This is a genomic window from Nitrospirillum amazonense (assembly GCF_029594735.1).
Lineage (GTDB): Bacteria > Pseudomonadota > Alphaproteobacteria > Azospirillales > Azospirillaceae > Nitrospirillum > Nitrospirillum amazonense.
The window spans coordinates 680,124-703,631 of record NZ_JARPAF010000004.1 but is presented as its reverse complement, the minus strand read 5'-3'; the positions used below and the strand labels follow the sequence as shown (position 1 = coordinate 703,631).

Sequence of the window (23,508 nt, the reverse complement as noted above, 5' to 3'; positions counted from 1 at the left end):
GCTTGCCTTCCTCACTTTCCAGTCCGCTACGCTCCCCGGAAAGCTCCGGCGCCCCGGTCGCGGGCCACCAATGGCGCGGGAATATTCCCGCGCCGTTGGCTTTCTTGGGGCCAAGGTCAGAACAGGTGGCTGGCGGCCAGCACCAGGATCAGGCCGGTGACGGAGACGATGGTTTCCATCACCGACCAGGTCTTCAGCGTGTCGGCGGTGCTGAGGCCCAGGTAGTTCTTCACCAGCCAGAAGCCCGGGTCGTTGACGTGGGAGAAGAACAGCGAGCCGGCGCCCACGGCCAGCACCAGCCATTCCGGCGCCACGCCGGAGGTGGCCGCGACCGAGGTCAGCGCGCCGGACGCGGTGATGGTGGCGACGGTGGCGGAGCCCGTGGCCAGGCGGATCATCACGGCGATGCCCCAGGCCAGCAGGATGGGCGACACCGCCCCCTGTTCGGCAAAGCGCGCCAGCGTGTCGGCCAGCCCGGCCTCCACCAGCACCTGCTTGAAGGCGCCGCCGCCGGCGATGCTGAGCAGGATGCTGGCCGCCGGCGCCATGGCCTCATGCCACAGCGTGTCCCAATCGACCGGCTTCCCCCCACCCCACGTTCCAGGGCTGAAGAAGGCGGCCAGGGCCACCAGATTGGCCAGCAGCAGGGCCACCGGCGGGGCGCCAAGCAGCGCCAGCACTGGCCCGTGGCTTAGGGCCGGCACCGCCTTGGCGGCGATCAGCACCACCGGCAGCAGAATGACGGCCAGCGCCGTCCAGGGTGAGGGCAGTGGCCTGTCCGGCATCTCGGCCTGGGCACCATCCACGCCAGCGACATGGGGCGTGATCAAACCGGCGAACACCGGCCCGGCCAGCACGGCGATGGGCAGGCCCAGCAGCACGCCCAGCACCAGGGTCGGCCCCACGCCGGCGCCCAGCTGGTCCACCGCGATGATGGGCCCGGGGTGCGGCGGCACCAGGGCGTGCAAAACCGACAGCCCGGCCAGCGCCGGCAGCATCAGCAGCAGGCGCTGCCGCCCGCCCCGGTCGCCCCCGCCCCGGTCGCCGGTAAGCGGCAGGGCCGCGATGATGGGCAACAGCAGGACGACGCCCGTTTCGAAGAACAGGGGCAAGCCCAGGACCAGGGAGGCCAGCAGGCAGCCCCAGGGCCGCCAGCGCGGCCCCACCGCCCCCACCGTGGCGTTGGCCAGGGCGGCAGCGGCGCCGGAAACCTTGAGCATGGCGCCCAGGGTCAGGCCCAGGGCCACCACCAGGCCTGCCCCACCCATGATGTCGCCGAAGCCCTTCTGAAGGGCGGCCAAGGCCCGATCCGCAGCCATGCCCCGCGCCACCGCCAGGGCCAGCGCCGCGCACAGCAGCGCCAGGAAGGGATGCAGCTTCAGCCGGATGATCAGGACCACGGCCAGGGCGATGCAACCGCCCGCCGCCAGGACCAGCCAAAGGTCGCCGCCTACCACGCGGCCGCCCCGTGAAATCGGGAACCGGTATCAGCCAATGCCATCGCCCATCCTTCCAGGCCATTCACTCCCGGATCGGAGCTTCCTTGGCGGGCGCGCTTTTGTCCACCGGTTCCCTTGGCACTTACAACGGCGCCAGCAGCCAGTGCAGGCTGAACAGGCCGTCCGGATCGACCCACACCTGCGCAGGTTCGAACCCCGCGGCGCGGGCCATGTTCTGGAAGGTGGCGGGCGCCAGCTTGTAGGAGTCCTCGATGTGGATGCGTTCGCCGGCGCGGAAGTGGAAAAAGCGTCCGGCCACGGCGGCGCGCTGCTCGCGCTGGCTGATGAGGAAGATCTCGATCTTCGACTGGTCCTCATTGAAGTAGGCGTAGTGGCGGAAGCCGGAGAGGTCGAAGGTGCCGCCCAGCTCGCGGTTGATGCGGGCCAGCAGATTGAGGGAGAAGGCGGCGGTGACGCCCGCGCTGTCGTTGTAGGCGGCTTCCACCACCGCGATGTCCTTGGGGATGTCCACGCCCACCAGCATGGCCCCACCCGGCAGCATGTTGGCGCACCGGGCCAGGAAGGCCGTGGCCGCCACCGGCGTCAGGTTGCCGATGGTCGACCCGGGGAAGAAGCCCACACGGCGCCGGCCCACGGTGGGCAGCGACAGGGTCTGCTGGGTATAGTCGCCGCAGACGGCCATCACCTCGATCTGCGGCATGTCCAGGGCCAGGGCCGCCGCCTCGCGGATCAGCTGGTCGCGGGAGATGTCGATGGACACGTAGGAGGCGGGGCGGTCCAGCGCGTTCAGCAGCAGGCGGCTCTTGCGGCCGTCGCCGGTGCCGAACTCCACCACCTGCGCCTCCGGCCCCGCCAGCGCGGCGATCTCCGGCCCCAGGCGCTGCAGCATAGCCAGCTCCGTGCGTGTGGGATAATACTCCGGCAGTTCGCAGATGCGCTCGAACAGGGCGGCTCCCGCAGCGTCGTACAGATATTTGCAGGGGATGCGGCGGATGGGGTGGGAGAGGCCCGCCAGCACATCATCGCGGAAGCTGGCCGTGGCCGGCTCAAAATCCATGAAGCTCACACGATCGATCACGTCCGTCACGGTCATGGCGTCGTCCTCGCAAGTCGAATGCCGGAAAATTGCCAGCGCGCGGCCGGCGGGAAGAAGTTGCGGTAGGTCTTGCGCACATGGCCGGCCGGGGTGGCGCGCGACCCGCCGCGCAGCACCATCTGGCCGCTCATGAACTTGCCGTTGTACTCACCGATGGCGCCATCGGGCGGACGATAACCGGGGTAGCCGGTATAGGCGCTGGCCGTCCATTCCCAGACGTCACCGTAGAAGCCGGTCGCGGTATGGGCGTGAAAGCTGCCGTCGTCCCCGGGCCGCTGGCCCGGTTCGCCCGCCGCGATCTCCCACTCCGCCTCCGTCGGCAGGCGGGCGCCGGGCCAGCGCGCCTCGGCCCACTTGGCGTAGGCGTCCGCCTCATACTGGCTGACATGGCAGACGGGTTCATTGGGATCGATGGCGCGAACGCCGGACAGGGTCTTCACCCGCCACTCGCCCTCATCCCCCCGCTGCCAGTACAGGGGCGCCTGCCAGCCCTGGGCCTGCACGGTGGCCCAGCCATCGGACAGCCACAGGTCCGGACGGCGATAGCCGCCATCGGCCATGAAGTCCAGATACTCGGCATTGGTGACCACGCGATCCGCGATCTCGAACGCCTCCAGCCAAACCTTATGGCGGGGGCCTTCGTTGTCGAAGATGAAGTCCTCCTGCCCCGTGGCGCCAATGGCGTAGAGGCCCGCGGGCACGCCGCGCCAGACCACATCCCCCGCCGTCAGCGCCGGCGTCGCCGGCGGCGGGAAGACGCCCGCCGGGAAAGGGTGCAGCAGCAGGGCGTGCTTGATGTCGGTGATGATCAGTTCCTGGTGCTGCTGCTCATGCTGCAGGCCCAGTTCCAGCAGGGCGGCGGCGCGGGCATCGACGCCCCCCGCCAGCCAGGCGTCCATGGCGCGGTCGACATGGGCGCGGTAGTCCAGCACCTGCGCCACCGTAGGACGGGATAGCAGCCCGCGCGCGGGGCGCGGCCAGCGCTCGCCCACGCCCTCATAATAGGAGTTGAAGAGGTAGCGGAAACTGGGATCGAAGGGCTGATAGCCCGGCACCAGCGCCGTCAGCAGGAAGGTTTCGAAAAACCAGGTGGTATGGGCCAGATGCCATTTGGTGGGGCTTGCGTCCGGCATGGACTGCAGCGTCTGGTCCTCGGCGGTCAGGCCCCGGGTTCGGGCCAGCGTCTCCTGGCGGACGGCGCGATAGCGCGCCTGGGCATCGGCCGGCCGGTGACGCCCCGCCAGCGACAAAGGGGGCTGCACCGGCGGTGCGGCGTCAGCCGGTACCGGATGGGGGGGTACCGGATGGGCGGGTACCGGATGGGCGGGTACCGGAACGGCGAAAGGCACAGGCAATGTCCCCCTGGTAGGAAAGCCCCGATGGAAAGGCCGGCAATCAGCCCCGCGCCGTCGCCGTAGCGGATGACTGAACCATGCCGGCCATGCCCCGTATTGCACGGACTACGCGTAATCGTGTCGAAACGCGCAACGCCCCTTAAGGTTAGGACTCACCAGGGGGATTGCAAGGAAGGCAAGCATGGGGAACGACCCCGGAACACCGGGGCCGTTCCCGAAACACCTGGGTCAGCGGCTGCACAGCCGGGCCAGGATGAAGCCCGCGGCACCAGCCAGCGCGATGGCGGTCAGGGGTCGCGCCGCCACGCGGGTGCTCACTTCCTGCACCGCGACATCGCCCTTGGCCTTGGCCAAGTCGGCCGCGGCATAGGCGCCTTCGCGGAGGGCGTCATAGGCGGTGCGGCCAGCCCGGCTCGCCGCGGCGGCGGTATCCGCCGCGATGTCCGAGGCCTTACCGGTCACATCGTCGATGCTCATGCTAGCCATGGGACTGATCTCCTTATCGTCTCCGGGATTGAAGTGATGGTGTGAAACCCGCGCCGGCGGTGATTTGTTCCCACCGTTCTGCCCGAAGCGGGTTACCTCTACCTGGACGGGGCTACCCCACCTTCCCAGGGCCAGACGGACGCTCAAGCCCGCCCAGGGCCGACAGTGCGTCGCAAACCGCCTTCATCTGTTCGGCGGTTTGTCCGGGGGTGGCGCCGGTCATGCTTTCCTCCGACGCGACCATCAGCAGCTGAAGGTCATGTTCCCAATGCTGCAGCAACTGAATCTTCTGGTCGCGGGTGTATTGGTCGGACACGACGATATCGTGCGGCCGTTCGAAGTGGCTGGAAACGTCGCCTAGAAGGCGACCCAGGTCCTGGCTCGTCATCTTGTCCTCCGTCGTTTGGCGTGGGACAGCGGTGCGAAGGGCGGGCGTCAGGCTCTGCCTGTCAGCACCAGGACCAGCACGACGATCAGCACCAGGCCCAGCAGTCCGCTGGGGCCGTACCCCCAGCCGCTGCTGTAGGGCCAGCTGGGCAGGGCGCCGATCAACAACAGGACCAAAATAACCAATAAGACGGTTCCGATCATGAGGGGCCTCCTGAACAGGGTTCGGTTGTCAATTGCTGACGAACCCAACCACGCCGGCAGTCATTTGTTCCGGCGTAGGCCATCCGGTCCAGCCTAGGACTTTGGTCACGGCAGCGAAGCTTTGCCCGAAGCGTCTTCCTGCGAAAGAGGGTCGGACCATTGGCGGGGAACAAAGGCGGCGGGGCCTGATTTAGACTGCACGAATGCCGGCCCAACCCAAATGACGGCCCAGCCCAAAGGCCAGGCCCCCAGCCCCAAGGGCAGGCCCAGCACCCCGGGCGTCGACGACCCGGGCGTCGATGAGATGAAGGGACATCGTCATGCAGCTGTTATTCTGCGTCGGCTTGGGCGTCGTCTTGGGCCTGGTCTGCGGCAGGATCGTCAACGGCCGGCCGGGATTTTTCACGGTGGAGGCCCTGCTGGGTGCCATCGGCGCCGTCATGGGCGCCTTTTTCTTCGGTGGCCTGGGCGTGCCCGCCAGCGCCCCGGTCTTTCTGCACACGATGCTGTTCGCCACCTTCGGCGCCGTGGCCGCCATGATCACCCTCTACGCCATTCTCATGGCCGTTTATTGGGGCAGCACCTTGTTGCGCGAGTATGAGGACAAGGAGGCGGACGACACCGGCCCGCCCCCGGCGGAGGCCCTGCCCATCGAAACACCCCTGGCCGCGACACCCCTAGCGGCCGGTGCCCGGCAGATGGAAACCACCATCGGCCTTTAACCCCCCTGATAACCCACCTGGCGAATGCCAACCCAGCATATGGAGGACATCCATGCCCGCCAAATCCCAGTCCCAGCAAAAGGCCGCCGGCGCGGCGCTCGCCGCCAAGCGCGGCGACATCAAGAAAAGCGAGCTGAAGGGCGCCTCCCGCTCCATGGAGAAATCCATGAGCGAGAAGGAGCTGCACGACATGGCGTCGACCAAGCGCAAGGGTAAGGCCGAACACGTCCATCACTGAGTGTCGGTCACGACGCGCCGACAAGAATTGGCCAACCACGAACTTGGTAGGCCCACGAACGAGGGGGGGCGGGCGGCGACGCCCAGCCCCCCTCCTCATATCTGTGCGCCGGCCCCGCCACATTGGCTTTGCCCCTTGCTGGCGCCGGCCAGGGCGCTATAGTCGGCGCCATGATCCGGCTGTCCCCGCTTCCCCTGCTGGCGTTGCTCGCCCTCGTGATCCTGGTCACGGGCTGGTCTGCCCCCGCACGGGCGCATGATTGCGGGCAGGCCGTCACGGTGGCCGCATCCTCTGCCCTTGCCGCCGCCCCCGCCGACCACCCCATCGCGACCGCCGCCCACGACTGCCATGAAACGGCTGACTGCTGCTGCGCCGGCGGAATGGCGGGCTGCGCCACGGGGTGCGCCGGCCTGCTGGTGCCGTCCGGCCTGCCGGGTGCGGAGCGGACCGCCGCGCCGCTGGTGCTGGTGCCCGCCGGCGACAGCCGGGGCGCCGGCCTGGCCCTGGCGCCCGCCCTGGGACCGCCCAGACCCAGCCGCATCGCCTGAGGCCGGGCGCCCTTTTGAGGCCCCCGCGCATCCCCGCGACCGGTTCGCCCCCTATTCCGAGCTTTCCCATGCCCCCATTCCTTGCGCGCGTCGCCCTGCTGGCGACCGTGGCGGGCTGCGCCCCCGTGGCACCCCCCGCCTTTCCGCCGCAAACTGGCGCCGCCGACGCCGGCGCCCCCGTGACACCCTGGACCCGACCCGTGCCACCCGCCGCGGCGGCGCCCGTCCCGGATGCGGCCCCCCCGGATGCCGCCCCCATGCCGGCCATGCCTGGCATGGACCATGGTTCCCGCCACGGGAGCACGCCATGACCGTATCGACATGGTTGATGCCACTGATGATGGCCGGCGCGCTGGCCGGCTGCGCCACCGTCCCGCCCGAGGCCGGCTTCCCCGACGTGCAGAAGCAGCTGGAGACCCGCGTGCCCCAGCGCGTCGCCTGGAACCGTGACGCCGCCGACGACGCGCAGGCCGGCCAGGCAGTGGCCGCCCTGCTGGCCCGGCCGCTGACCGCCGACGGCGCCGTGCAGGTGGCGCTGCTGAACAACCCGGGCCTGCAGGCGACCTATGAGGACCTGGGCGTGGCCCAGGCCGACCTGGTGCAGGCCGGCCTGTTGCGCAACCCCATCCTGTCGCTGGCCACCGAGTTTCCCACCAAGGGGGCGGAGCCGCCGAAACTGGAATTCAGCGTCGTCGCCAACTTCCTGGACCTGCTGTGGCTGCCCGCCCGGCGACAGGTGGCGGCGGACCGGTTCGAGCAGGTGAAGCTGACTGTCAGCGCCGAGGTGGTGGAGTTGGCCGCCGAGACCCGGGCCGCCTATCTGCGCCACCGCGCGGCGCTGGAGGAGGCGCAGACCCTGGCCCAGGCGCTGGACACGGCGCAGGCGGCCTATGACCTGATGGTCCGCCTGAACCAGGCCGGCAACGTCAGTGAGCGTCGCCTGGCCACCGAACAGGCCGCCCTGGAGGAAACCCGGGTGGACAGCATGGAGGCCGCCGCAGATGTCACCGCCACGCGGGAGACGCTGACCCGCCTGATGGGCCTGTGGGGCCCGCAGGCGCAGTGGAGCGTGGCCGGCGACCTGCCGCCCCTGCCCCCTGAGGAACCGGGGCTGGCCACCGTGGAAAGCGCCGTCATCGCCGGCAACCTGAAGCTGGACGCCGCCCGTCGCACCACCGCCGCCAAGGCCTCCGCCCTGGGCTTGGCCGACGCCAGCCGCCTCTGGACCGACGGCGAGCTGGGCGTGGCCGGGGAGCGGGAAACCGACCGATCCCTGGTCATCGGCCCGTCCCTGACCCTGGCCCTGCCCCTGTTCGACCAGGGCCAGCCGGCCGTGGCCAAGGCGGAGGCCGAGTATCGGCAGGAGGCGCGGCGCACCCTGCAACTGGCCGTGGACCTGCGCTCGGAAGCGCGAGAGGCGCGCGACCGCCTGGTGCGCGCCCGCGACCTGGCGGACCATTATTTACACACCGTCCTGCCGCTGCAGGACCGCCTGGTCCGCCTGGGCATGGCCGAATACAACTACATGCTGACCAGCCCGTTCGAGGTCATGGCCGCGCGACAGGCCCGCCTGACGGCCTATCGCCGCTACATCACCGCCGTCCGCGACTATTGGCTGGCCGATGGCGATCTGATTCGCCTGGCGGGCGGACGCCAGACCATTTCCCAACCCACCCCCAACGAAGCGCCCCAGCCGGGAGGCCCGTCATGACCACCTATCTTCCCTGGGGCCGCCGCCAGTTGCTGAAGTCCGCCGCCCTGCTGGGCGGGGCCGGCGCCCTGCTGCGGGGCACGCCGGCTGCGGCGCAAGACCACGCGAACCACATCGCTCCGTCGAAGCCAGCAGCCAACCCCCGCACTATGCCCCGAGCCATGTCCATGGACCGCAAGACGGTGGCGGCGTCGGTCACCCCGCCGCGCCCGCCCAAGCTGGTGCCGGGCACGGAGCGGCCGGCCACCATCACCCTGAACGGCGGCACCCTGCCCTTCGTCCTGAAGGACGGGGTCAAGGAATTCCACCTGACGGCGCATGAATTCGAACAGGAGTTCGCCCCCGGCTTCAAGGTCAAGGTCTGGGGCTACAACGGCAGCAGCCCCGGCCCCACCATCGAGGCGGTGGAGGGCGACCGGGTGCGCATCCTGGTCACCAACAAGCTGCCGGAGCCCACCAGCATCCACTGGCATGGCGTGCTGCTGCCCTCCGGCATGGATGGGGTCAGCGGCCTGTCCGCCCCGCCCATCCCGCCGGGGGAGACCTGGGCCTACGAGTTCACGCTGCGCCAGCACGGGACCCAGATGTACCACCCGCATTTCGATGAGATGGTGCAGATGGCGGTGGGCATGATGGGCATGTTCATCATCCACCCCAGGGACGGCGCCGTGGGTCAGGTGGACCGCGACTACACCATGATGCTGCACGCCTGGGCCATCCACCCCGGCACCTCGCGCCCCGACCCGGCCGTGATGCTGGAACATGATACCTGGACCATCAATGGCCGGGTCTTCCCCGCCGTGGAACACCTGGTGGTGAAGACGGGACAGCGGGTGCGCCTGCGCATCGGCAACGTGTCCATGCACGAGCATCCCATGCACATCCACGGCCACCACATGTGGGTGACGGGTACGGACGGCGGCATGATCCCGGAAGGCGCCCGCTGGCCGGAAACCACCATCCAGGTGCCGGTGGGCAGCACCCGCACGGTGGAGTTCGTGGCCGACAACCCGGGCGACTGGGCCTTCCACTGCCACAAGACCCACCACGCCATGAATACCATGGGCCACGACATCCCCAACTTCCTGGGCGTCAGCCAGGGCGAGGTGGCCCAGCGCCTGGGCGCGCAGCTGCCGGGCTACATGCCCATGGGTGAAGGCGGCATGGGCGACATGGGGCATATGGCCGGCATGATGCCCGGCCCGGCCAACACCCCGCCCATGATGACCGGCACGGGGCCCTATGGCGGCCTGGACATGGGCGGCATGGTGACGGTGATCAAGGTGCGCGACGAGGTGGCCGCCGACTACCGCGACCCAGGCTGGTACAAGGCGCCCAAGGGCACCATGGCCTGGAAGGTGGGCTGACCTAAAAGCGTGGGACGGAAGCGGGACGGCACGCCATAGTCGCCCTGCTTCCCCGTTCCCATGTCCCGCCCGTCCCCATGCCTGACCCCGCCGTCCCTGCCCGCCACAGCCGCGCTGTCACCTACCTGGTGGCCGGCGCCTTTTTCATGGAGTTGCTGGACGGCACGGTCATCGCCACCGCCATGCCGGAGATGGCGCGGTCCTTCGGCGTGGCGCCGGTGGACATGAACATCGGCATGACGGCCTATCTGCTGGCGCTGGCCGTGTTCATCCCCATCAGCGGCTGGGTGGCCGACCGGCTGGGGCCGCGCACGGTGTTCGGCGGCGCCATCGCCCTGTTCACTCTGTCGTCCCTGCTGTGCGGCCTCAGCCCCAGCCTCTGGACCTTCACCGCCGCCCGCGTGCTGCAGGGACTGGGCGGGGCGGCCATGGTGCCGGTGGGGCGGCTGATCATCCTGCGCATCACCGAGAAAAAGGACCTGATGCGCGCGATCGGCACCACCGTATGGCCCGGCCTGGTAGCGCCGGTCCTGGGGCCGCCGCTGGGCGGCTTCATCGTCACCTATGCCGATTGGCCCTGGATCTTCTTCCTGAACCTGCCCCTGGGCCTGGCGGCGCTGGCCATGACCATCGCCTGGGTCCCCAACGAGCGCCCGACCGACACCCGGCCCCTGGATGTGAAAGGCTTCCTGCTGTCGGGCGCGGCCCTGGTGGCCCTGGTCTTCGGCCTGGACACCCTGGGCCAGGGCGCGCGGGCGCCTGCGCAAGCCGTCGGCGGCATCGCCCTGGGCTTGGCGCTGTCGGTCCTGACCGTCCGCCATTGCCGCCGCCACCCCGCGCCGCTGTTCAAGCTGGACGCCTTGCGCCTGCCGACCTACGCCATCGCCGTCTGGGGCGGGTCGGTGCAGCGGGTGGCCATCGGCACCGTGCCCTTCCTGACCCCGCTGCTGTTCCAGACCGTGCTGGGCCTGGACGCCTTTCAGTCCGGCACGCTGGTGCTGTGCATCTTCGCCGGCAACCTGTCGATGAAGATGGTGACCAACCAGGTGCTGCGCCGCTTCGGCTTCCGCCGGGTGCTGCTGGTCAACGGGGTGCTGATGTCCCTGTCGCTGGCGGCCTGCGGCCTATTCACGCCGGAGACGCCCAAGCCGATGGTGGGGCTGGTGCTGTTCCTGGGCGGCCTGTTCCGCTCCATGCAATTCACCGGCCTGGGCACCATCCAGTTCGCCGACGTGCCCAAGGAAGAGGTCTCGGCCGCGAACACCCTGGCCGCCATGCTGGGGCAGCTGACCTCCGGCCTGGGCGTGGTGGCGGGGGCGCTGGCCCTGAACCTGGGCGCCTTCCTGCGCGGCCATCCCCAGGGACAGTCGGACCTGACCGATTTCCGCAACGCTTTCTTCGTCATGGGGGCCGCCGTGCTGCTGAGCCTCTACGACGCCTGGAAACTGGCGCCCGACGCCGCCCGGAACGTCAGCGGGCACGAGCCAGCGAATACCCGTTAACGAAGCATTGATTTTCGGATTGCGCGCATAACGAGTATTGTGCCCTGACGGTTCGCCGGCGCCACGATGCGGCCGGCATCCACGGGGGAGGATATCGGATGAGCAAGATCCTGGACGTGGCGGTGATCGGCGGCGGCGTCGCCGGCACCTATTGCGCCTGGCGTCTGACGGGCCCGCAGGGCCTGAAGGAGGGCAAGCGGCGCGTGGCCCTGTTCGAATACAGCGACCGCATCGGCGGCCGGCTGTACACCAAGACCTTTCCCGGCATGCCCAACGTGGCGGCGGAGCTGGGCGGCATGCGCTACATCGTGCCGGAAAAGGACGATCCCACGTCCAACCAACCCATGGTCAGCAATCTGATCGAGGCGCTGGACCTGCCCAGCCACGTCTTCCTCATGGGCAATCCCGAGAAGGGGCCCGATGGCCAGCCCATCGGCGAAAAGGAGAACATCCTCTACCTGCGCGGCAAGCACCTGCTGGTGAAGCAGCAGGCCGATCCCGCCCAGGTGCCCTACAATCTCAGCTGGAACGAGCGCGGCAAGACGGTGAATGACCTGCAGGTCTTCGCCATGAACCTGCTGGTGCCCAACAACCAGAACCTGACCCTGGAACAATGGATGGACACCCGGGTGTACGGTCACCCGCTGTACACCTACGGCTTCTGGAACCTGATGTCGCAGACGCTGAGTTCCGAGGCTTATCAGTTCATGAAGGACGCCGGCGGCTATGACGCCAACGTCGCCAACGCCAACGCGGTGGCGCAACTGCCGGCCACGGAATACGCCAACACCGACGGCTTCCGCGCCATCACCGGCGGCTATCAGCGCCTGCCCCTGACCCTGGCCCAACAGGCGACCGAGCAGGGCGCCGAGATCCATATGAACCGGCGCCTGGCCAAGATCGAGAAGGACGCCGACGGCCATTACAAGCTGACCTTCATCGTCACCGAGACCCGCGTGATCGACACCGACTTCGGCGGCGTGCATGAGGAGACCAAGGACAAGGAGGGGGTACCGCCCGAAATCGTGCACGCCCGCGACATCATCCTGGGCCTGCCCCGCCGCTCGCTGGAACTGATCGACTGGGAAGGCTGGGACCAGAAAGGCGTGAAGGAGATGCTGTCCAGCGTCCTGATCCAGGACGCTTTCAAGCTGCTGCTGGCCTACGATTATCCCTGGTGGCGGGCCATGAATCTGGTGGCCGGCCGGTCCATCACCGACCTGCCGGTGCGCCAGATCTATTATTTCGGCACGGAAGAAGACCAGCCGGGCGGTGAGAAGGGCAACATGCGGTCCCTGCTGATGGCCTCATACAACGACATCACCACCGTGCCCTTCTGGAAGGGCCTGGAGCATGGGCCCCCCTTCGTCGGCCGCCGGCCCCAGAACGTGAAACCCCTGGCCAAGGAGCAGGCCGCCGCCACCGGCGACGACCAGCGTGTGGTGCCGCTGGCCGAATGCGTCGCCACCGACGCCATGGTGTCCAGCGCCCACCGCCAGATCCTGGAGGTCCATGGCCTGGTGGACGTGGATCAGCCCTATTCCGCCATCTACCACGACTGGTCGGGCGACCCCTACGGCGGCGGCTGGCACGAATGGAAGGCCGGCTTCCGCTACAACCTGCTGATGCCCCGCATCCGCCAGCCCCTGTCGGCGGAGAAGGTCTACATCTGCGGCGAGGCCTATTCCAACAACCAGGGCTGGGTCGAGGGTTGCCTGCAGACGGCCGAGCACGTCCTGCAGGACAAATTCGACCTGGCCTGGCCGGCATACCTGACGGGGCTGCCGGAAACAATCCTGGGGCCGTGATCCTGTCCCATTCCGTTCCAGCGGCCATGGGCGCGCGCCCATGGCGCCCCGTTCCATACCCGGAGGGTGTCGTCCCATGAACCCTTTGCCCGATCATTTTACCGTCAGCGACTACCTGATCCAGCGCCTGTACGAGGCGGGCCTCCGCGATGTGTTCACCGTGCCCGGCGACTATGTCGCCCGCTGGTTCGACTATATCGACGACCCGGCCCGCAACCCGGACACCCCCTTGACCCGACTGGGCTGCCGGTCGGAGTTGGAGGCGGGCTACGCCGCCGACGCCTATGCCCGCCTGCGCGGCATAGGTTGCGCCGCCGTCACCTATGGCGTGGGCGCCTTCTCGCTGGTCAACCCGGTGGCGGGATCGTATGTGGAGCGGCTGCCCGTGGTGGCCATCTCCGGCAGCCCCGGCACGGCCGCGACCGACCGCCCCTTCGCCCGCACCTACAAAATCCTGCTGCACCACGCCACCGGCACCTACCGCGCCGACCGCGACGCCTATCAGCACATCACGGTGGCGGCGGAGATCATCCGCGACGCGGCCCACGCCCCGGCGGAGATCGACCGCGCGCTGGGCCTGGCGCTGGCCTACAAGCGGCCGGTCTACCTGGAACTGTGGCGCAACCTGTGGGACGCCGAGTGCACCCGGCCCCAGGGGGCCCTGGCCGTGCCCAAGCCGCCCTGCAGCCAGACCGCCGTCACCCAGGCGGCGGCCGACGCGGCAGCCCGCATTACCGCAGCCGCCAAGCCCCTGTTCTGGGCCGGCGTGGAACTGCAGCGCTATGGCCTGCAGGACGCCTTCCGAACCTTGCGCGCCCAGACCGGTCTGCCTTACATCACCAGCCTGCTGGCCAAGAGCGTGCTGGCCGAGACGACAGAGGGCTTCGTCGGTACCTATACCGGGCCGTCGTCGGACTACACCACCTACCAGACGGTGGCGGACTCCGACCTGCTGGTGGTGACGGGTGACCTGATCACCGATGATTACGAGGGTATCGTCCAGGCCGATTTCACCACCATGATCGTGGCCTATGACAACGCCGTGCGCATTGGCGCCGCCACCTACAGCGACGTGCCGCTGGCCGACTTCCTGGCGGCGCTGGCCGCCGCCCTGAAGGACCAGCCGGCGCGCCAGCCCTGGGCGACCAAGGGCCCCGCCACCATCGACCCGGACTATAGGCCTTTCCCGCCCGACCTGGTCACCTATGCCCGTTTCTTCAAACGCATGGAGACGTGGGTGGAGGCTGACATGACCCTGGTTCCGGATGAAAGCAGCAGCATGTATGTCAGCTGCAACATCCCGGTGAACCGCGCCAACGGCTTCGTCAGCCAGGCGGCCTGGGGGGCCATCGGCTATGCCTCGGCGGCCGGCTTTGGCCTGTCGGTGGCCGATCCCGCCGCCCGACCCGTGGTGTTCGCCGGCGACGGCGGCTTCCAGATGGTGGCTCAGACCATTTCCAGCATGGCGCACTACGGCCGCAACCCGGTCGTCTTCATCATGGAAAACGCCGTCTATGGCATCGAGCAGGCCCTGACCAATTCCGCGACATACACGGAGGACCAGCCCTTCAACGCCTACAACAAGATCCCGAAGTGGGAGTATGCGGAATTCGCCCGCGCCCTGGGCGCCAAGGCCGCCCGCGTCGCCACGCTGGAGCATCTTGAAACGGTGCTGGCGGAGGTGAAGGAGGACCGGGACCATGTCTGGCTGGTGCAGGTGGTGCTGCCGGAACGCGACATCCCCTCGGAAATCCTGCGCCTGGCCACCAACACCCCGCCCAGCCCGGGACAGTGACAGGTCTTGCGATGGGACGAGAAGCGGGGCGGGCAGCGATGTCCGCCCCGTTTTCACGTCCGCTCCTGGGTGGTTGACACCGCGATCTTATTTATATGATAAAAAAGCGTCTCGGTGGATGAGATGCCCGACGTCGCGCCGGGCCATAAAAGAACGAACGCCCCTGGGAGGGGGGTTCCAGGGCGCCCGCCCTGGCCCGGAAGTGAGGTCGCCTTGTCCCTGCATCTGTCCTGCCCGATGGTGCCGGCCGCCCTGGCCGTCCTCCTGTCGTCATCGTCCGCCTTGGCCGGGGCGCCCTATCTGGGTGCCGACCTGTCCTTCGCCAATGAGATGGCCGATTGCGGCGCCGTCTACACCGACAACGGGCAGGCCGCCAATCCCTTCCAGATTTTGCGCCGGCACGGCGGCAACCTGGTCCGCGTCCGCCTCTGGAACAACCCGGACTGGACCCGGTACAGCACCCTGGACGATGTGAAAAAAAGCATCCGCCTGGCGCATGAGGCCGGGTTGCAGGTGCTGCTGGACTTCCACTATTCCGACGACTGGGCCGACGGCGACAACCAGCCCATCCCCAAGGCGTGGGAGCGGCTGGACCAGGCCGCCCTGGTGCAGGCCGTGCACGATTTCACCCGCGACACGCTGGCAACCCTGGCGGCTGAGGGCCTGACGCCCGACATGGTGCAGGTGGGCAACGAGACCAACGGCGACATCCTGCGGGCGCCAAAGACGGAGGGGAAGCCCATCCGCTGGGCCCGCAACGCCGCCCTGCTGAACGCCGGCATCCGGGCGGTGCGGGAGGCGGCGGCCGCCACCGGCCACCCCATCCAGATCATGCTGCACGTGGCCCAGCCGGAAAACCTGGAGGCCTGGTTCGCCGATGCCGAGGCCGCCGGCGTCACCGACTTCGACATCATCGGCCTCAGCTATTACCGCAAATGGTCGCGCCAGCCGATCACGGTCATGGGCCGCACCGTCAACCGCATGGCCACCCGCTTCGACAAACACGTGCTGCTCGTGGAAACCGCCTATCCCTGGACGCTGGAGCCCAGCAGCGCCTCGCCCAGTGTGCTGGGGGACGACAGCCTGGATCCCGCCTATCCCGCCACGCCGGCGGGACAGCGGGCCTATCTGCTGGACGTCACCCGGACCGTCATCGCCAACGGCGGCATCGGCATGGTCTATTGGGCACCGGATTGGGTCGCCACCCAGTGCCGCACCCGCTGGGGCGAGGGCACCACCTGGGGCAACGCCGCCCTGTTCGGCTACGGCGCCCAGCACGCAGCATTGCCCGGCTGGGACTATGTCGGCGCCCACTATGCCGCGCCCGTCCCCGTGACCTTCCGCCTGGCCGTGCCGGCCGGCGCCACGCCCTATTTCTGGGCGGATTTCCTGGACAACGACGCCGGCAGCTTCCCGGTAAAGGCCAAGGATGGCGAGGTGGAGATCCACACCACCGTGATGCCGGGCATGACCATCCATTACCAACTGTTCGACGGGCCGGGGTTTGAGCACCCCTTGCTGCCCGCCGGCAAGGATGGCGTCGCCACCCGCACCGTCACCACCGCCACGACCATCACCGCGAAAGCCGGTCATTGATGCTGAAGCCGCTTCTGAAGACGACCGCCGCCGCCCTGGCCCTGCTACTGGGCGCCTCCGCCGCCTTCGCCACCGACATGCCTTTCAACGATGGCTGGCAATTCCATCGGGTGGAGGATGGCCCGGCCCTGGGTCATGAGGCCCTGCCCCCGGCGGACTGGACGTGGGAAACCGTGCGCCTGCCCCACACCGCGCACCTGGAGGCGCGGATTATCCAGTCGGCGGGACAGCCGCAATGGCAGGGCGACGCCTTCTATGTGAAGCGCTTTCGCAGCGATCCGTCCTGGAAGGGCCAGCGGGTGACCCTGCGCTTCGAGGCCGCCATGAACGTGGCCGACGTCTGGCTGAACGGCCGGCACCTGACCACCCACCTGGGCGGCTTCCTGCCTTTCACCCTGGATCTGACGGACGGGTTGAAGGCGGATGGCGAGAATGAGGTGGTGGTGCACCTGGACAACCGCGACAACGCGGTAACGGGGCCGAAGCCGCTGAAGGATTTGGACTTCAACACCTACGGCGGCCTTTATCGCGGCGCTACCCTCAGCGTGCGCGCGCCGCTGCACATCACGGACGAGATGCTGGCCGGCCATGTGGCCGGTGGCGGCATCGTCGTGCGACAGACCCACGTCGACAGCGCCCGCGCCGACCTGACCGTGACGACGGAGGTGCGCAACGACGGCGCCCAGGCGCGGCACTTCACGGTCATGCAGCGCCTGACCCGCAACGGCAAGACAGCGGCGCGGACAGCCAGCGGGGCTGTGACCCTGGCCCCTGCCACCGCCCTGGCCCTGCCGCAGGATTTATCGGTGCCCCACCCCCACCTATGGTCGCTGGATGACCCGGCGCTGTATGAGTTGGAAACGACGGTGGTGGCGGACGGCAAGGTGGTGGACAGCCGTCGTACCCGCGTCGGCCTGCGCGGCATCGTCATGACCAAGGACGGGCTGTGGCTGAATGGGCGCAAGACCTTCCTGCGCGGCGTCAACCGCCACCAGGAATACCCCTATGTCAGCTACGCCCTGTCGCCGGAGGCCAGCCGGCGGGAGGCGCGCCTGATCAAGGCCGCCGGGTTCGATTATGTCCGCCTGTCACACTATCCCCAGGACCCGGCCTTCATGGACGCGGCGGACGAGGTGGGACTGCTGGTGCTGGACGGCATCCCCGGCTGGCAGTACGCGCCGCAGGACCCCGCCTTCGCCGCCCAGGTGGTGCAGACCTGCCGCGACATGATCCGCCGCGACCGCAACCATGCCAGCGTGCTGGCCTGGGAATGCTCCCTGAACGAATCCCCCATGGCGGATGCACTGGTGGACGCGCTGCATGCCACGGTGCATGAGGAACTGCCCGGCCCCGGCGTCTATTCTGCCGGCTGGATGCCGCGCGCCTATGACGTCTACCTCCAGGCCCGCCAGCATCGCCTGCCGGAAGCCGGCAAGAAAGAGGCGTCGGCCGCCGCCCCCGACAAGCCCCTGATCGTCTCCGAATACGGCGATTGGGAGTATTACGCCCTGAACGCCGGCTTCCAGCAGGGCCAGTGGGGCGACCTGCTGCCCCAGGAACGCAGCAGCCGGCAAGAGCTGGGCGGCGCGGAAAAGGGCTTGCTGCAACAGGCGACCAACGTGCAGGAGGCGCACAACGACAACCTTGGCATGACCGCCGTGGGTGACGGCTATTGGGGCATGTTCGACTACAACCGCGGCTACGCCCCGGACCTGGAAACCTCCGGCGTCTACAGCATCGACCGCCTGCCCAAGCCGGCCGCCTATTTCTTCATGAGCCAGCGCGACGCCAAGGCCGACGGGATCGGCGCCATGGTCTACATCGCCACCCGCTGGACCTCGGAGAGCAGCACGGCGGTACGGGTGTTCAGCAATGCCGATACCGTCGAGCTACGCCTGAACGGCCGGCTGGTCGCCCACCAGACGCCGGACAAGGACCGCCTGTCCACCCACCTGCGCCACCCGCCCTTCACCTTCCATCTCGATGGTTTCGAGGCAGGAACGTTGGAGGCCGTGGCCTACATCGGCGATCGCGCGGTCGCCCGCCAGCAGGTGCGCACCCCCGGCGCCGCCCATCATCTGGAACTGTCGCTGGACACCCAGGGCGGCGCCCCCGCCGCCGGCCATAACGACGTGCTGTTCGTCCGTGCCCGCTTGGTCGACGCCGACGGCACCCCCATCCCCACCACCGGCACCGACATTCACCTGGGCCTTGCTGGCGATCTGACGCTGATGAGCCCCGACCACGTGCCCACGGAAGCCGGTACCGCCAGCTTCCTCATCCGCGTGGGCGACAGCCTCAACGGCGCCGTCACGGCGGATAGCGCCGGCCTGGCAGCGGTCAGCTTGCCGGTGCGCTGAGGTGGACGGCCGGCGAGGGAGTGGTCCAAGGTACGTTCCCTTGGACCACAGCCCCGGAGCCTGCCATCGTGATCACCTGCCACGTCCGCTATGTCCTTGATCCGTACAAGGTGGCGGAATTCGAGGAATATGCCCGCCTGTGGATCCCCTTGGTGACCCGCATGGGCGGCACCCACCACGGTTATTTCCTGCCGGCGGAAGGCGCGAACAACATCGCCTTAGCCCTGTTCAGCTTCCCCAGCCTGGCAGCCTATGAGGATTACCGCCGCCGCGCGGCCGCTGATCCCGACTGCCAGGCCGCCTTCGCCCTGGAGGCACGCAACCGCAGCATCCTCAGCTATGAACGCAGTTTCATGCGGCCGGTGCTTGAGTAGGTTATCTTTAAGATTTACGCGAAAAAAAGGCCGGGGCGATGGTGCGCCCCGGCCGGGAGGGAGTAGAGAGAAGTAAAAACTAGGGAAATATACTCATCAGGAAATAACAGATACGCGAAACAACAGACACTCAGTACTTGAACGTCACGTCGAAGGAGTAGCGCTGGCCGTATTTCTCATACCGGGCCAGACGGTCCGGCATGTTGTCGAAGTAGAGGCGCAGCGGCTCGTTCGTCAGGTTGTTGACCTGGAAGCGGAAGCCGATGTTGTCGTTCAGCTGGTAGGCAGCGCTGAAGTCCAGCGTGCTCTCCGCCTCCAGCGTCGTCAGCTGCGTCGCGTCCCAGCCGTAAATGGTGGTGAAGCGGCTGTGGTACTTGTAGCCCAGGCGGGCCTCCACGCCGGCGTGGTTGTACCACAGGTCCACCGTCGCCGTGTGCCGGGCCAGGCCGTTGGCCGCCAGCGGGTTGTTCACCGGCGCGTATTCGTGAACGTTGCTGTTCACATAGGCGTAGTTGGAATAGATGCCGAAGTTCTGCAACGGCTCCGGCAGGAAGAAGAACGGCGTCTGGAAGGTGAACTCAGCACCGCGGATGAAGCCGCCGCTGCCGTTGAACGGGCTGATCATCTGATAGGGAACGCCGTTGATGTCCTGGACGGCGGTCTTGTAGCCGACGTTGCTGTCCAGGTACTTGTAGTAACCGGCGACGGCGACCAAAGCCTCCGGCCGGAAATACCACTCATAGGACAGGTCGATCTGCTTGGCCTTGTAGGGCTGCAGCTTGGGATTGCCGCCGCTGCCCGTGGGGGTGTTGCCGGTGGTGTCCAGGCTGCGGCTGGCGCGCAGCTCATCCAGCGGCGGACGGCTGATGGCCTGCGACAAGCCCAGGCGCAGGGTCTGGTCCGGCGCCACCTGGAAGTTCATGTTCAGGCTGGGCAGCGGCTCGGTATAGCTGTTGCCGACGCTGACCGGGGTATAGGGGCCGCCGTTGACGGACTGGAAGGCGCTGCTGTCGGTGTCTACGTGGATGACGCGCACGCCGACGTTGCCGCTGACCGGCACGCCGAACAGGTCGGTGTCATAGCGCAGCTTGGCGTAGCCCTCCTGCGTCTTCTCGTTCACATGCCACTTCTGCGACAGGTCTTCCGTTGCCAGGTTGGGGTTCAGCCCGCCCAGGGTCTTGTTGACCAGGCTGTCGAAGTCGCCGTCCAGCAGTGCCGGCATGGTGTAGCCCGGCACGGTGAAGGTGCTGAGCATGCTGGACGGGATGGTGGTGCTGGTCGGGGTCTGCGTCCAGTTGTAGGCGCTGTACCACTTGGTGCGGTCGGCGATGCGAAGGCCGAAGTCGAAGGCCTTCAGCACGCTGCTGTCCAGGTCCCGCGTCACGTCCAGGCGGCCGGCGCCCAGGCTGTCACGCAGATGGTCGGGGCCGGTGTTGTTGCCCTGGGCCACCGACAGGTTGCTGTTGGCCAGCGGGTTGCCGACGACGGACAGGGTGGGCGTCACGCCGTCGCGGAAGTCGAACGTGCTGTCCACCGGGTTGGTGCTGTCGATGTACAGCGCGTTCCAGACGTTGTCGCGGTTGGCGTAGCTGTAGGAGACGTCGCCCGTGACGGTCCACTTGTCGGCCGTCCACTTGACGTTGGTGCCGGTGTTGAAGACCGAGTTCTTCTGGTCGTAGCGGGCGATGACGTTGCGCAGGTAGTTGTAGCCGACGGTACCGGCGGCCACGTCGCCGTTCTGCAGCGTGTAACTCTTGTACCAGGTGCCGGTGCCATCCCAGTTGCCCCAGTTCTGGAACCATTGCTGGTTCTGGTTCTCGACGATGTGGAACTGGGAGTAGAAGGCGTCGACCTTGATTTCCAGGTTGTCGGTGGGCCGCATCTGGATGACGCCCAGCGCCCCTTTGCGCAGCTCGTCAATACGGGTCACCTCGGTCTGGGCGCCCCAGGGGGTGGGATCCTTGATGCCGTCGCCGTTCAGGTCGCCGGCATCGGCACCGGCGTTGTAGCCCCAGCCCTGGATGGAGGCGTAGCCGTTCTTCTGCTGCTGCACCGTGCCGCCCAGCGCGAAGGCGACCTTGTCGTTGATCTTGCCGACATAGGTGGCGCTGCCGCGATAGCCCACGGGGCTGTAGCTGGGCAGGTCGGCGGCGGCACCATAATAGACGGCGCCGAAGCGGCCGACGAATTGCGGCCCGGTATAGTCCAGCGGCTGGATGGTCTGCAGGTTGACGGTGCCGGCGATGCCGCCGGCGATCAGGTCGGCGGACTGCGCCTTATAGACCTGCACGCCGGTCAGCAGCTCCGATGGATACTGTTCATATCGGATGTTGCGGTCAGGCTCGCTGGATGCCACCTCGCGGCCGTCCACGGTCCCGAAGGCCAGGCGCGGCCCCAGGCCACGGATGACCGCCTGACTTTCATTGCCCCGGTCGCGGGTGCCGTTCAGGCCGGGCAGGCGCACCAGCGCCTCGGCGATGGTCACGTCGGGCAGCTGGCCGATGTCCTTGGCGGAGATGGCTTCCGACACCACGTCGGTGCTGCGCTTCTGGTCCAGGGCGTCGCGCAGGCTGGCGCGCAGGCCGGTGACGACGATCTCCTGCAAATCGTCGGTGCCACCATTGGGTGCCGAGGCGGCGCTTTGCGCGTGGGCGGAGCCGGCGAAGGCGGCGGCCACGGCGCATAAGGCCACCGCGCTGACGCCCCCGCGGACGCGGGCGGTAACCGGACGGAAATAGACTTTCTGGGCGTGCTTACGCATGTCCCTCCCCTTCGTGTTTCTTGTGGCGGAACCGCTTGGGCGGCCCGCTTTTATGGACGGTGATTCTCCACCGTCCGTCATCCACGGCATCGTCCCAGGGCCACCGCGTCCGCCATGCGGGAGGCGGATGCAGCTGATGGAACGATCCCGCCGCCTGATATTTTTATCATATTAATCGTCTTATTCGCCGTCAAGCACTCCGTTACAGAAAAAACGTCCTACGGCGCTGTACGCTTGTACGGTCAGCGCCAAGGCACGGGGGCGCCCGCGCTGGCCTCTTCAGGGCAACGCGTCAGTCCCACCGGCGAAACGGATGATTTCGGATAAAGGGCGTCGCCGCCACGGCCCCTGCACGACGGGGCCACGGGAAGCCGGAGCGTATAATCAATGCGACGATCGCCGGCCGCCCGGAACTTAGCTCCGTGGCTTCACAGGGTGGCCAGCGCGGACTCCACCAGGGCGTCCAGGGTGCCGTCATGGTGGAAGCCCGCAGCCTCGGCAGCCGGCGTCAGCAATGGCGGGTGGGCGCCGAACGCCGCCTCCAGGGTCCCATCGGGAACGTGGGTGACCAGGCCGGCGTCAGCCCCCAAACGGCGGGCGATCGCCGCGATGAGTTCCCCCATGGAGACGCACAGGGCCGGTAGGGTAACGGCGCCCCCGGCGGGCATGAGCGCGCAGTCGACACGGGCGGCGTGCAGCAGGTTATCGACGCAGCGGTCCAGCGACATGGCCCAGATGGTGGCGGCCGGCGACACCGGGCAGATGTAGGGCCGCCCGGCCGCCAGGGCATGGAACACGTCGCTCATGAAGGCGGACTTCAGGCCGGTGGCGCCGCCCGGGCGGGCCAAGATGCCGGACAGGCGGATGGCCACGGGATCGACCAGGCCCCGGCGGCGATAGTCGGCCAGCGCCACCTCCACCATCAGCTTGTGCGCGCCATAGGTCATGGCCGGCCGCAAGGGGGTGGCGTCATCCACAAGCGCCGGCATGGGATGGCCCAGCACGGCGATGGTGCTGGTGTAGACCACGCGCGGCGGCAGTGTCCGGCCCCCATGCGCGGCGGCCATCGCCTCGATCAGGTCCAGCGTGCCGTCCAGGTTCACCTTGCGCGACAGGGCGGGATCGCGGGTCGCCGCCCCGCCGGGCAGGGCGGCCAGGTGGAACAGCATATCGGCGCCGTCCGCCACCAGCCGGGCGCGCACCGCCGCGTCCGACAGGTCGCCCACCACCCGCCTGACACGGATGTCGTCAAACGCCGGCGGTTCCAGGTCGGCCAGCACCAACCGCTCCACCCTTCCCCCATTCGGGCCCCGGGCCAGCAGGCGCCGGGCCAGATGCCGGCCGACGAAGCCGCCGGCACCGGTCAGAATGATCCTCATGACGTTCCCGCTGTTGCCTGGCTCTCTCGCCGGCCACGATAGCCCCGCGCCGCCCCCTTCCCATAAACGATAGGGTGGAGGCGTGGTATCGACCGCACCGAAGGGTCGCCCGAACACCCCCTCGCCACCCGCCGGCCAATGCGACCGGAGGTAACGGGATGCCGCGCCGGAGGAGGCGCCTTTAACGGCGGCCGGCATGGTGTCGCGGCCGAACTAAGCGGCACACGAAAGTGCCGCGCGACAAAATATAAAGGTGAGCCCCCTGCACTACAAAAAGTGTTAATGCCTCTGCCCGGGTGCGTTACGCTGCGCGCACCTCTAGTAATGGGCCCCCTTCCGGGATGAGACGCGGACTTAGC

The 23,508-nt window shown here is 68.1% G+C and carries 19 protein-coding genes; 11 read left to right on the top strand and 8 right to left on the bottom strand.

The genetic code is table 11. The features are described 5' to 3' along the window. Positions 1–116 precede the first annotated feature (116 nt). From P5F91_RS23935 to P5F91_RS23910, 6 genes are all read right to left on the bottom strand, one after another. Positions 117–1,457, bottom strand: a complete 1,341-nt coding sequence (locus P5F91_RS23935) for a GntP family permease (RefSeq protein WP_277908457.1) — start codon at positions 1,455–1,457, stop codon at positions 117–119. 124 nt (positions 1,458–1,581) lie between these two features. After that, complete coding sequence (gene egtD, locus P5F91_RS23930; RefSeq protein ID WP_145608180.1) at positions 1,582–2,553, bottom strand: L-histidine N(alpha)-methyltransferase; 972 nt, start codon at positions 2,551–2,553, stop codon at positions 1,582–1,584. Next, a complete protein-coding gene (gene egtB, locus P5F91_RS23925; RefSeq protein WP_277908456.1) occupies positions 2,550–3,905 on the bottom strand; it encodes an ergothioneine biosynthesis protein EgtB in 1,356 nt (451 codons plus the stop codon). The genes egtD and egtB overlap by 4 nt, the downstream gene beginning before the upstream one ends. Positions 3,906–4,139: 234 nt before the next feature. Beyond that, positions 4,140–4,397: a hypothetical protein gene (locus tag P5F91_RS23920; RefSeq protein WP_138918527.1), complete on the bottom strand. Its 258-nt coding sequence runs from the start codon at positions 4,395–4,397 to the stop codon at positions 4,140–4,142. Positions 4,398–4,509: 112 nt separating this feature from the next. Beyond that, entirely contained in the window at positions 4,510–4,785 is a 276-nt protein-coding gene (locus P5F91_RS23915) for a hypothetical protein (protein ID WP_088873523.1), read from the bottom strand. A gap of 47 nt (positions 4,786–4,832) precedes the next feature. Further along, a complete protein-coding gene (locus P5F91_RS23910) occupies positions 4,833–4,988 on the bottom strand; it encodes a DUF3309 family protein (protein WP_004272020.1) in 156 nt (51 codons plus the stop codon). Positions 4,989–5,308: 320 nt separating this feature from the next. On the opposite strand from P5F91_RS23910, the gene P5F91_RS23905 reads away from it, so the two are divergent. The 11 genes from P5F91_RS23905 (at position 5,309) to P5F91_RS23855 (ending at position 19,009) form a co-directional block, all read left to right on the top strand. Continuing rightward, positions 5,309–5,710, top strand: a complete 402-nt coding sequence (locus P5F91_RS23905; RefSeq protein WP_145608182.1) for a hypothetical protein — start codon at positions 5,309–5,311, stop codon at positions 5,708–5,710. Positions 5,711–5,762: 52 nt separating this feature from the next. Further along, entirely contained in the window at positions 5,763–5,948 is a 186-nt protein-coding gene (locus P5F91_RS23900) for a DUF3008 family protein (RefSeq protein WP_040843936.1), read from the top strand. A gap of 170 nt (positions 5,949–6,118) precedes the next feature. Beyond that, complete coding sequence (locus P5F91_RS23895) at positions 6,119–6,496, top strand: hypothetical protein (RefSeq protein ID WP_145608183.1); 378 nt, start codon at positions 6,119–6,121, stop codon at positions 6,494–6,496. Positions 6,497–6,803: 307 nt separating this feature from the next. After that, positions 6,804–8,207, top strand: a complete 1,404-nt coding sequence (locus P5F91_RS23890) for a TolC family protein (RefSeq protein WP_277908455.1) — start codon at positions 6,804–6,806, stop codon at positions 8,205–8,207. Further along, positions 8,204–9,574 (top strand): multicopper oxidase family protein, encoded by a 1,371-nt coding sequence (locus P5F91_RS23885; protein WP_277908454.1) that lies wholly within the window; start codon positions 8,204–8,206, stop codon positions 9,572–9,574. Before P5F91_RS23890 ends, P5F91_RS23885 begins: the two co-directional genes overlap by 4 nt. A 77-nt stretch (positions 9,575–9,651) precedes the next feature. Continuing rightward, positions 9,652–11,076, top strand: coding sequence for an MFS transporter (locus tag P5F91_RS23880; protein WP_277908453.1), 1,425 nt, complete (start codon positions 9,652–9,654; stop codon positions 11,074–11,076). A gap of 98 nt (positions 11,077–11,174) precedes the next feature. Then, entirely contained in the window at positions 11,175–12,884 is a 1,710-nt protein-coding gene (locus P5F91_RS23875) for a flavin monoamine oxidase family protein (RefSeq protein WP_145608188.1), read from the top strand. A gap of 76 nt (positions 12,885–12,960) precedes the next feature. Further along, positions 12,961–14,679: an alpha-keto acid decarboxylase family protein gene (locus P5F91_RS23870; RefSeq protein ID WP_186454493.1), complete on the top strand. Its 1,719-nt coding sequence runs from the start codon at positions 12,961–12,963 to the stop codon at positions 14,677–14,679. Positions 14,680–14,892: 213 nt separating this feature from the next. Then, positions 14,893–16,275 (top strand): glycoside hydrolase family 53 protein, encoded by a 1,383-nt coding sequence (locus tag P5F91_RS23865; protein WP_277908452.1) that lies wholly within the window; start codon positions 14,893–14,895, stop codon positions 16,273–16,275. Further along, positions 16,275–18,635: a glycoside hydrolase family 2 TIM barrel-domain containing protein gene (locus tag P5F91_RS23860; protein WP_277908451.1), complete on the top strand. Its 2,361-nt coding sequence runs from the start codon at positions 16,275–16,277 to the stop codon at positions 18,633–18,635. The genes P5F91_RS23865 and P5F91_RS23860 overlap by 1 nt, the downstream gene beginning before the upstream one ends. A gap of 68 nt (positions 18,636–18,703) precedes the next feature. After that, on the top strand, positions 18,704–19,009 hold the full coding sequence (locus P5F91_RS23855) for an NIPSNAP family protein (RefSeq protein WP_145608193.1): 306 nt from the start codon (positions 18,704–18,706) through the stop codon (positions 19,007–19,009). Positions 19,010–19,139: 130 nt separating this feature from the next. Here the strand turns inward: P5F91_RS23855 and P5F91_RS23850 are convergent, their stop codons facing one another. Together P5F91_RS23850 and P5F91_RS23845 are read right to left on the bottom strand one after the other, a co-directional pair. Continuing rightward, positions 19,140–21,770, bottom strand: coding sequence for a TonB-dependent receptor (locus tag P5F91_RS23850; protein ID WP_277908450.1), 2,631 nt, complete (start codon positions 21,768–21,770; stop codon positions 19,140–19,142). A 428-nt stretch (positions 21,771–22,198) separates the two neighbouring features. Then, positions 22,199–23,149: an NAD-dependent epimerase/dehydratase family protein gene (locus tag P5F91_RS23845; RefSeq protein ID WP_145608196.1), complete on the bottom strand. Its 951-nt coding sequence runs from the start codon at positions 23,147–23,149 to the stop codon at positions 22,199–22,201. Between the last annotated feature and the right edge of the window lie 359 nt (positions 23,150–23,508).

Coding starts and splice junctions, on each gene's coding strand:
- P5F91_RS23915 (WP_088873523.1), bottom strand. CDS start 4,785: ATGACGAGCCAGGACCTGGGTCGCCTTCTAGGCGACGTTTCCAGCCAC.
- P5F91_RS23910 (WP_004272020.1), bottom strand. CDS start 4,988: ATGATCGGAACCGTCTTATTGGTTATTTTGGTCCTGTTGTTGATCGGC.
- P5F91_RS23890 (WP_277908455.1), top strand. CDS start 6,804: ATGACCGTATCGACATGGTTGATGCCACTGATGATGGCCGGCGCGCTG.
- P5F91_RS23870 (WP_186454493.1), top strand. CDS start 12,961: ATGAACCCTTTGCCCGATCATTTTACCGTCAGCGACTACCTGATCCAG.
- P5F91_RS23850 (WP_277908450.1), bottom strand. CDS start 21,770: ATGCGTAAGCACGCCCAGAAAGTCTATTTCCGTCCGGTTACCGCCCGC.
- P5F91_RS23905 (WP_145608182.1), top strand. CDS start 5,309: ATGCAGCTGTTATTCTGCGTCGGCTTGGGCGTCGTCTTGGGCCTGGTC.
- P5F91_RS23875 (WP_145608188.1), top strand. CDS start 11,175: ATGAGCAAGATCCTGGACGTGGCGGTGATCGGCGGCGGCGTCGCCGGC.
- egtD (WP_145608180.1), bottom strand. CDS start 2,553: ATGACCGTGACGGACGTGATCGATCGTGTGAGCTTCATGGATTTTGAG.
- P5F91_RS23845 (WP_145608196.1), bottom strand. CDS start 23,149: ATGAGGATCATTCTGACCGGTGCCGGCGGCTTCGTCGGCCGGCATCTG.
- P5F91_RS23860 (WP_277908451.1), top strand. CDS start 16,275: ATGCTGAAGCCGCTTCTGAAGACGACCGCCGCCGCCCTGGCCCTGCTA.
- P5F91_RS23895 (WP_145608183.1), top strand. CDS start 6,119: ATGATCCGGCTGTCCCCGCTTCCCCTGCTGGCGTTGCTCGCCCTCGTG.
- P5F91_RS23885 (WP_277908454.1), top strand. CDS start 8,204: ATGACCACCTATCTTCCCTGGGGCCGCCGCCAGTTGCTGAAGTCCGCC.
- P5F91_RS23920 (WP_138918527.1), bottom strand. CDS start 4,397: ATGGCTAGCATGAGCATCGACGATGTGACCGGTAAGGCCTCGGACATC.
- P5F91_RS23880 (WP_277908453.1), top strand. CDS start 9,652: ATGCCTGACCCCGCCGTCCCTGCCCGCCACAGCCGCGCTGTCACCTAC.
- P5F91_RS23900 (WP_040843936.1), top strand. CDS start 5,763: ATGCCCGCCAAATCCCAGTCCCAGCAAAAGGCCGCCGGCGCGGCGCTC.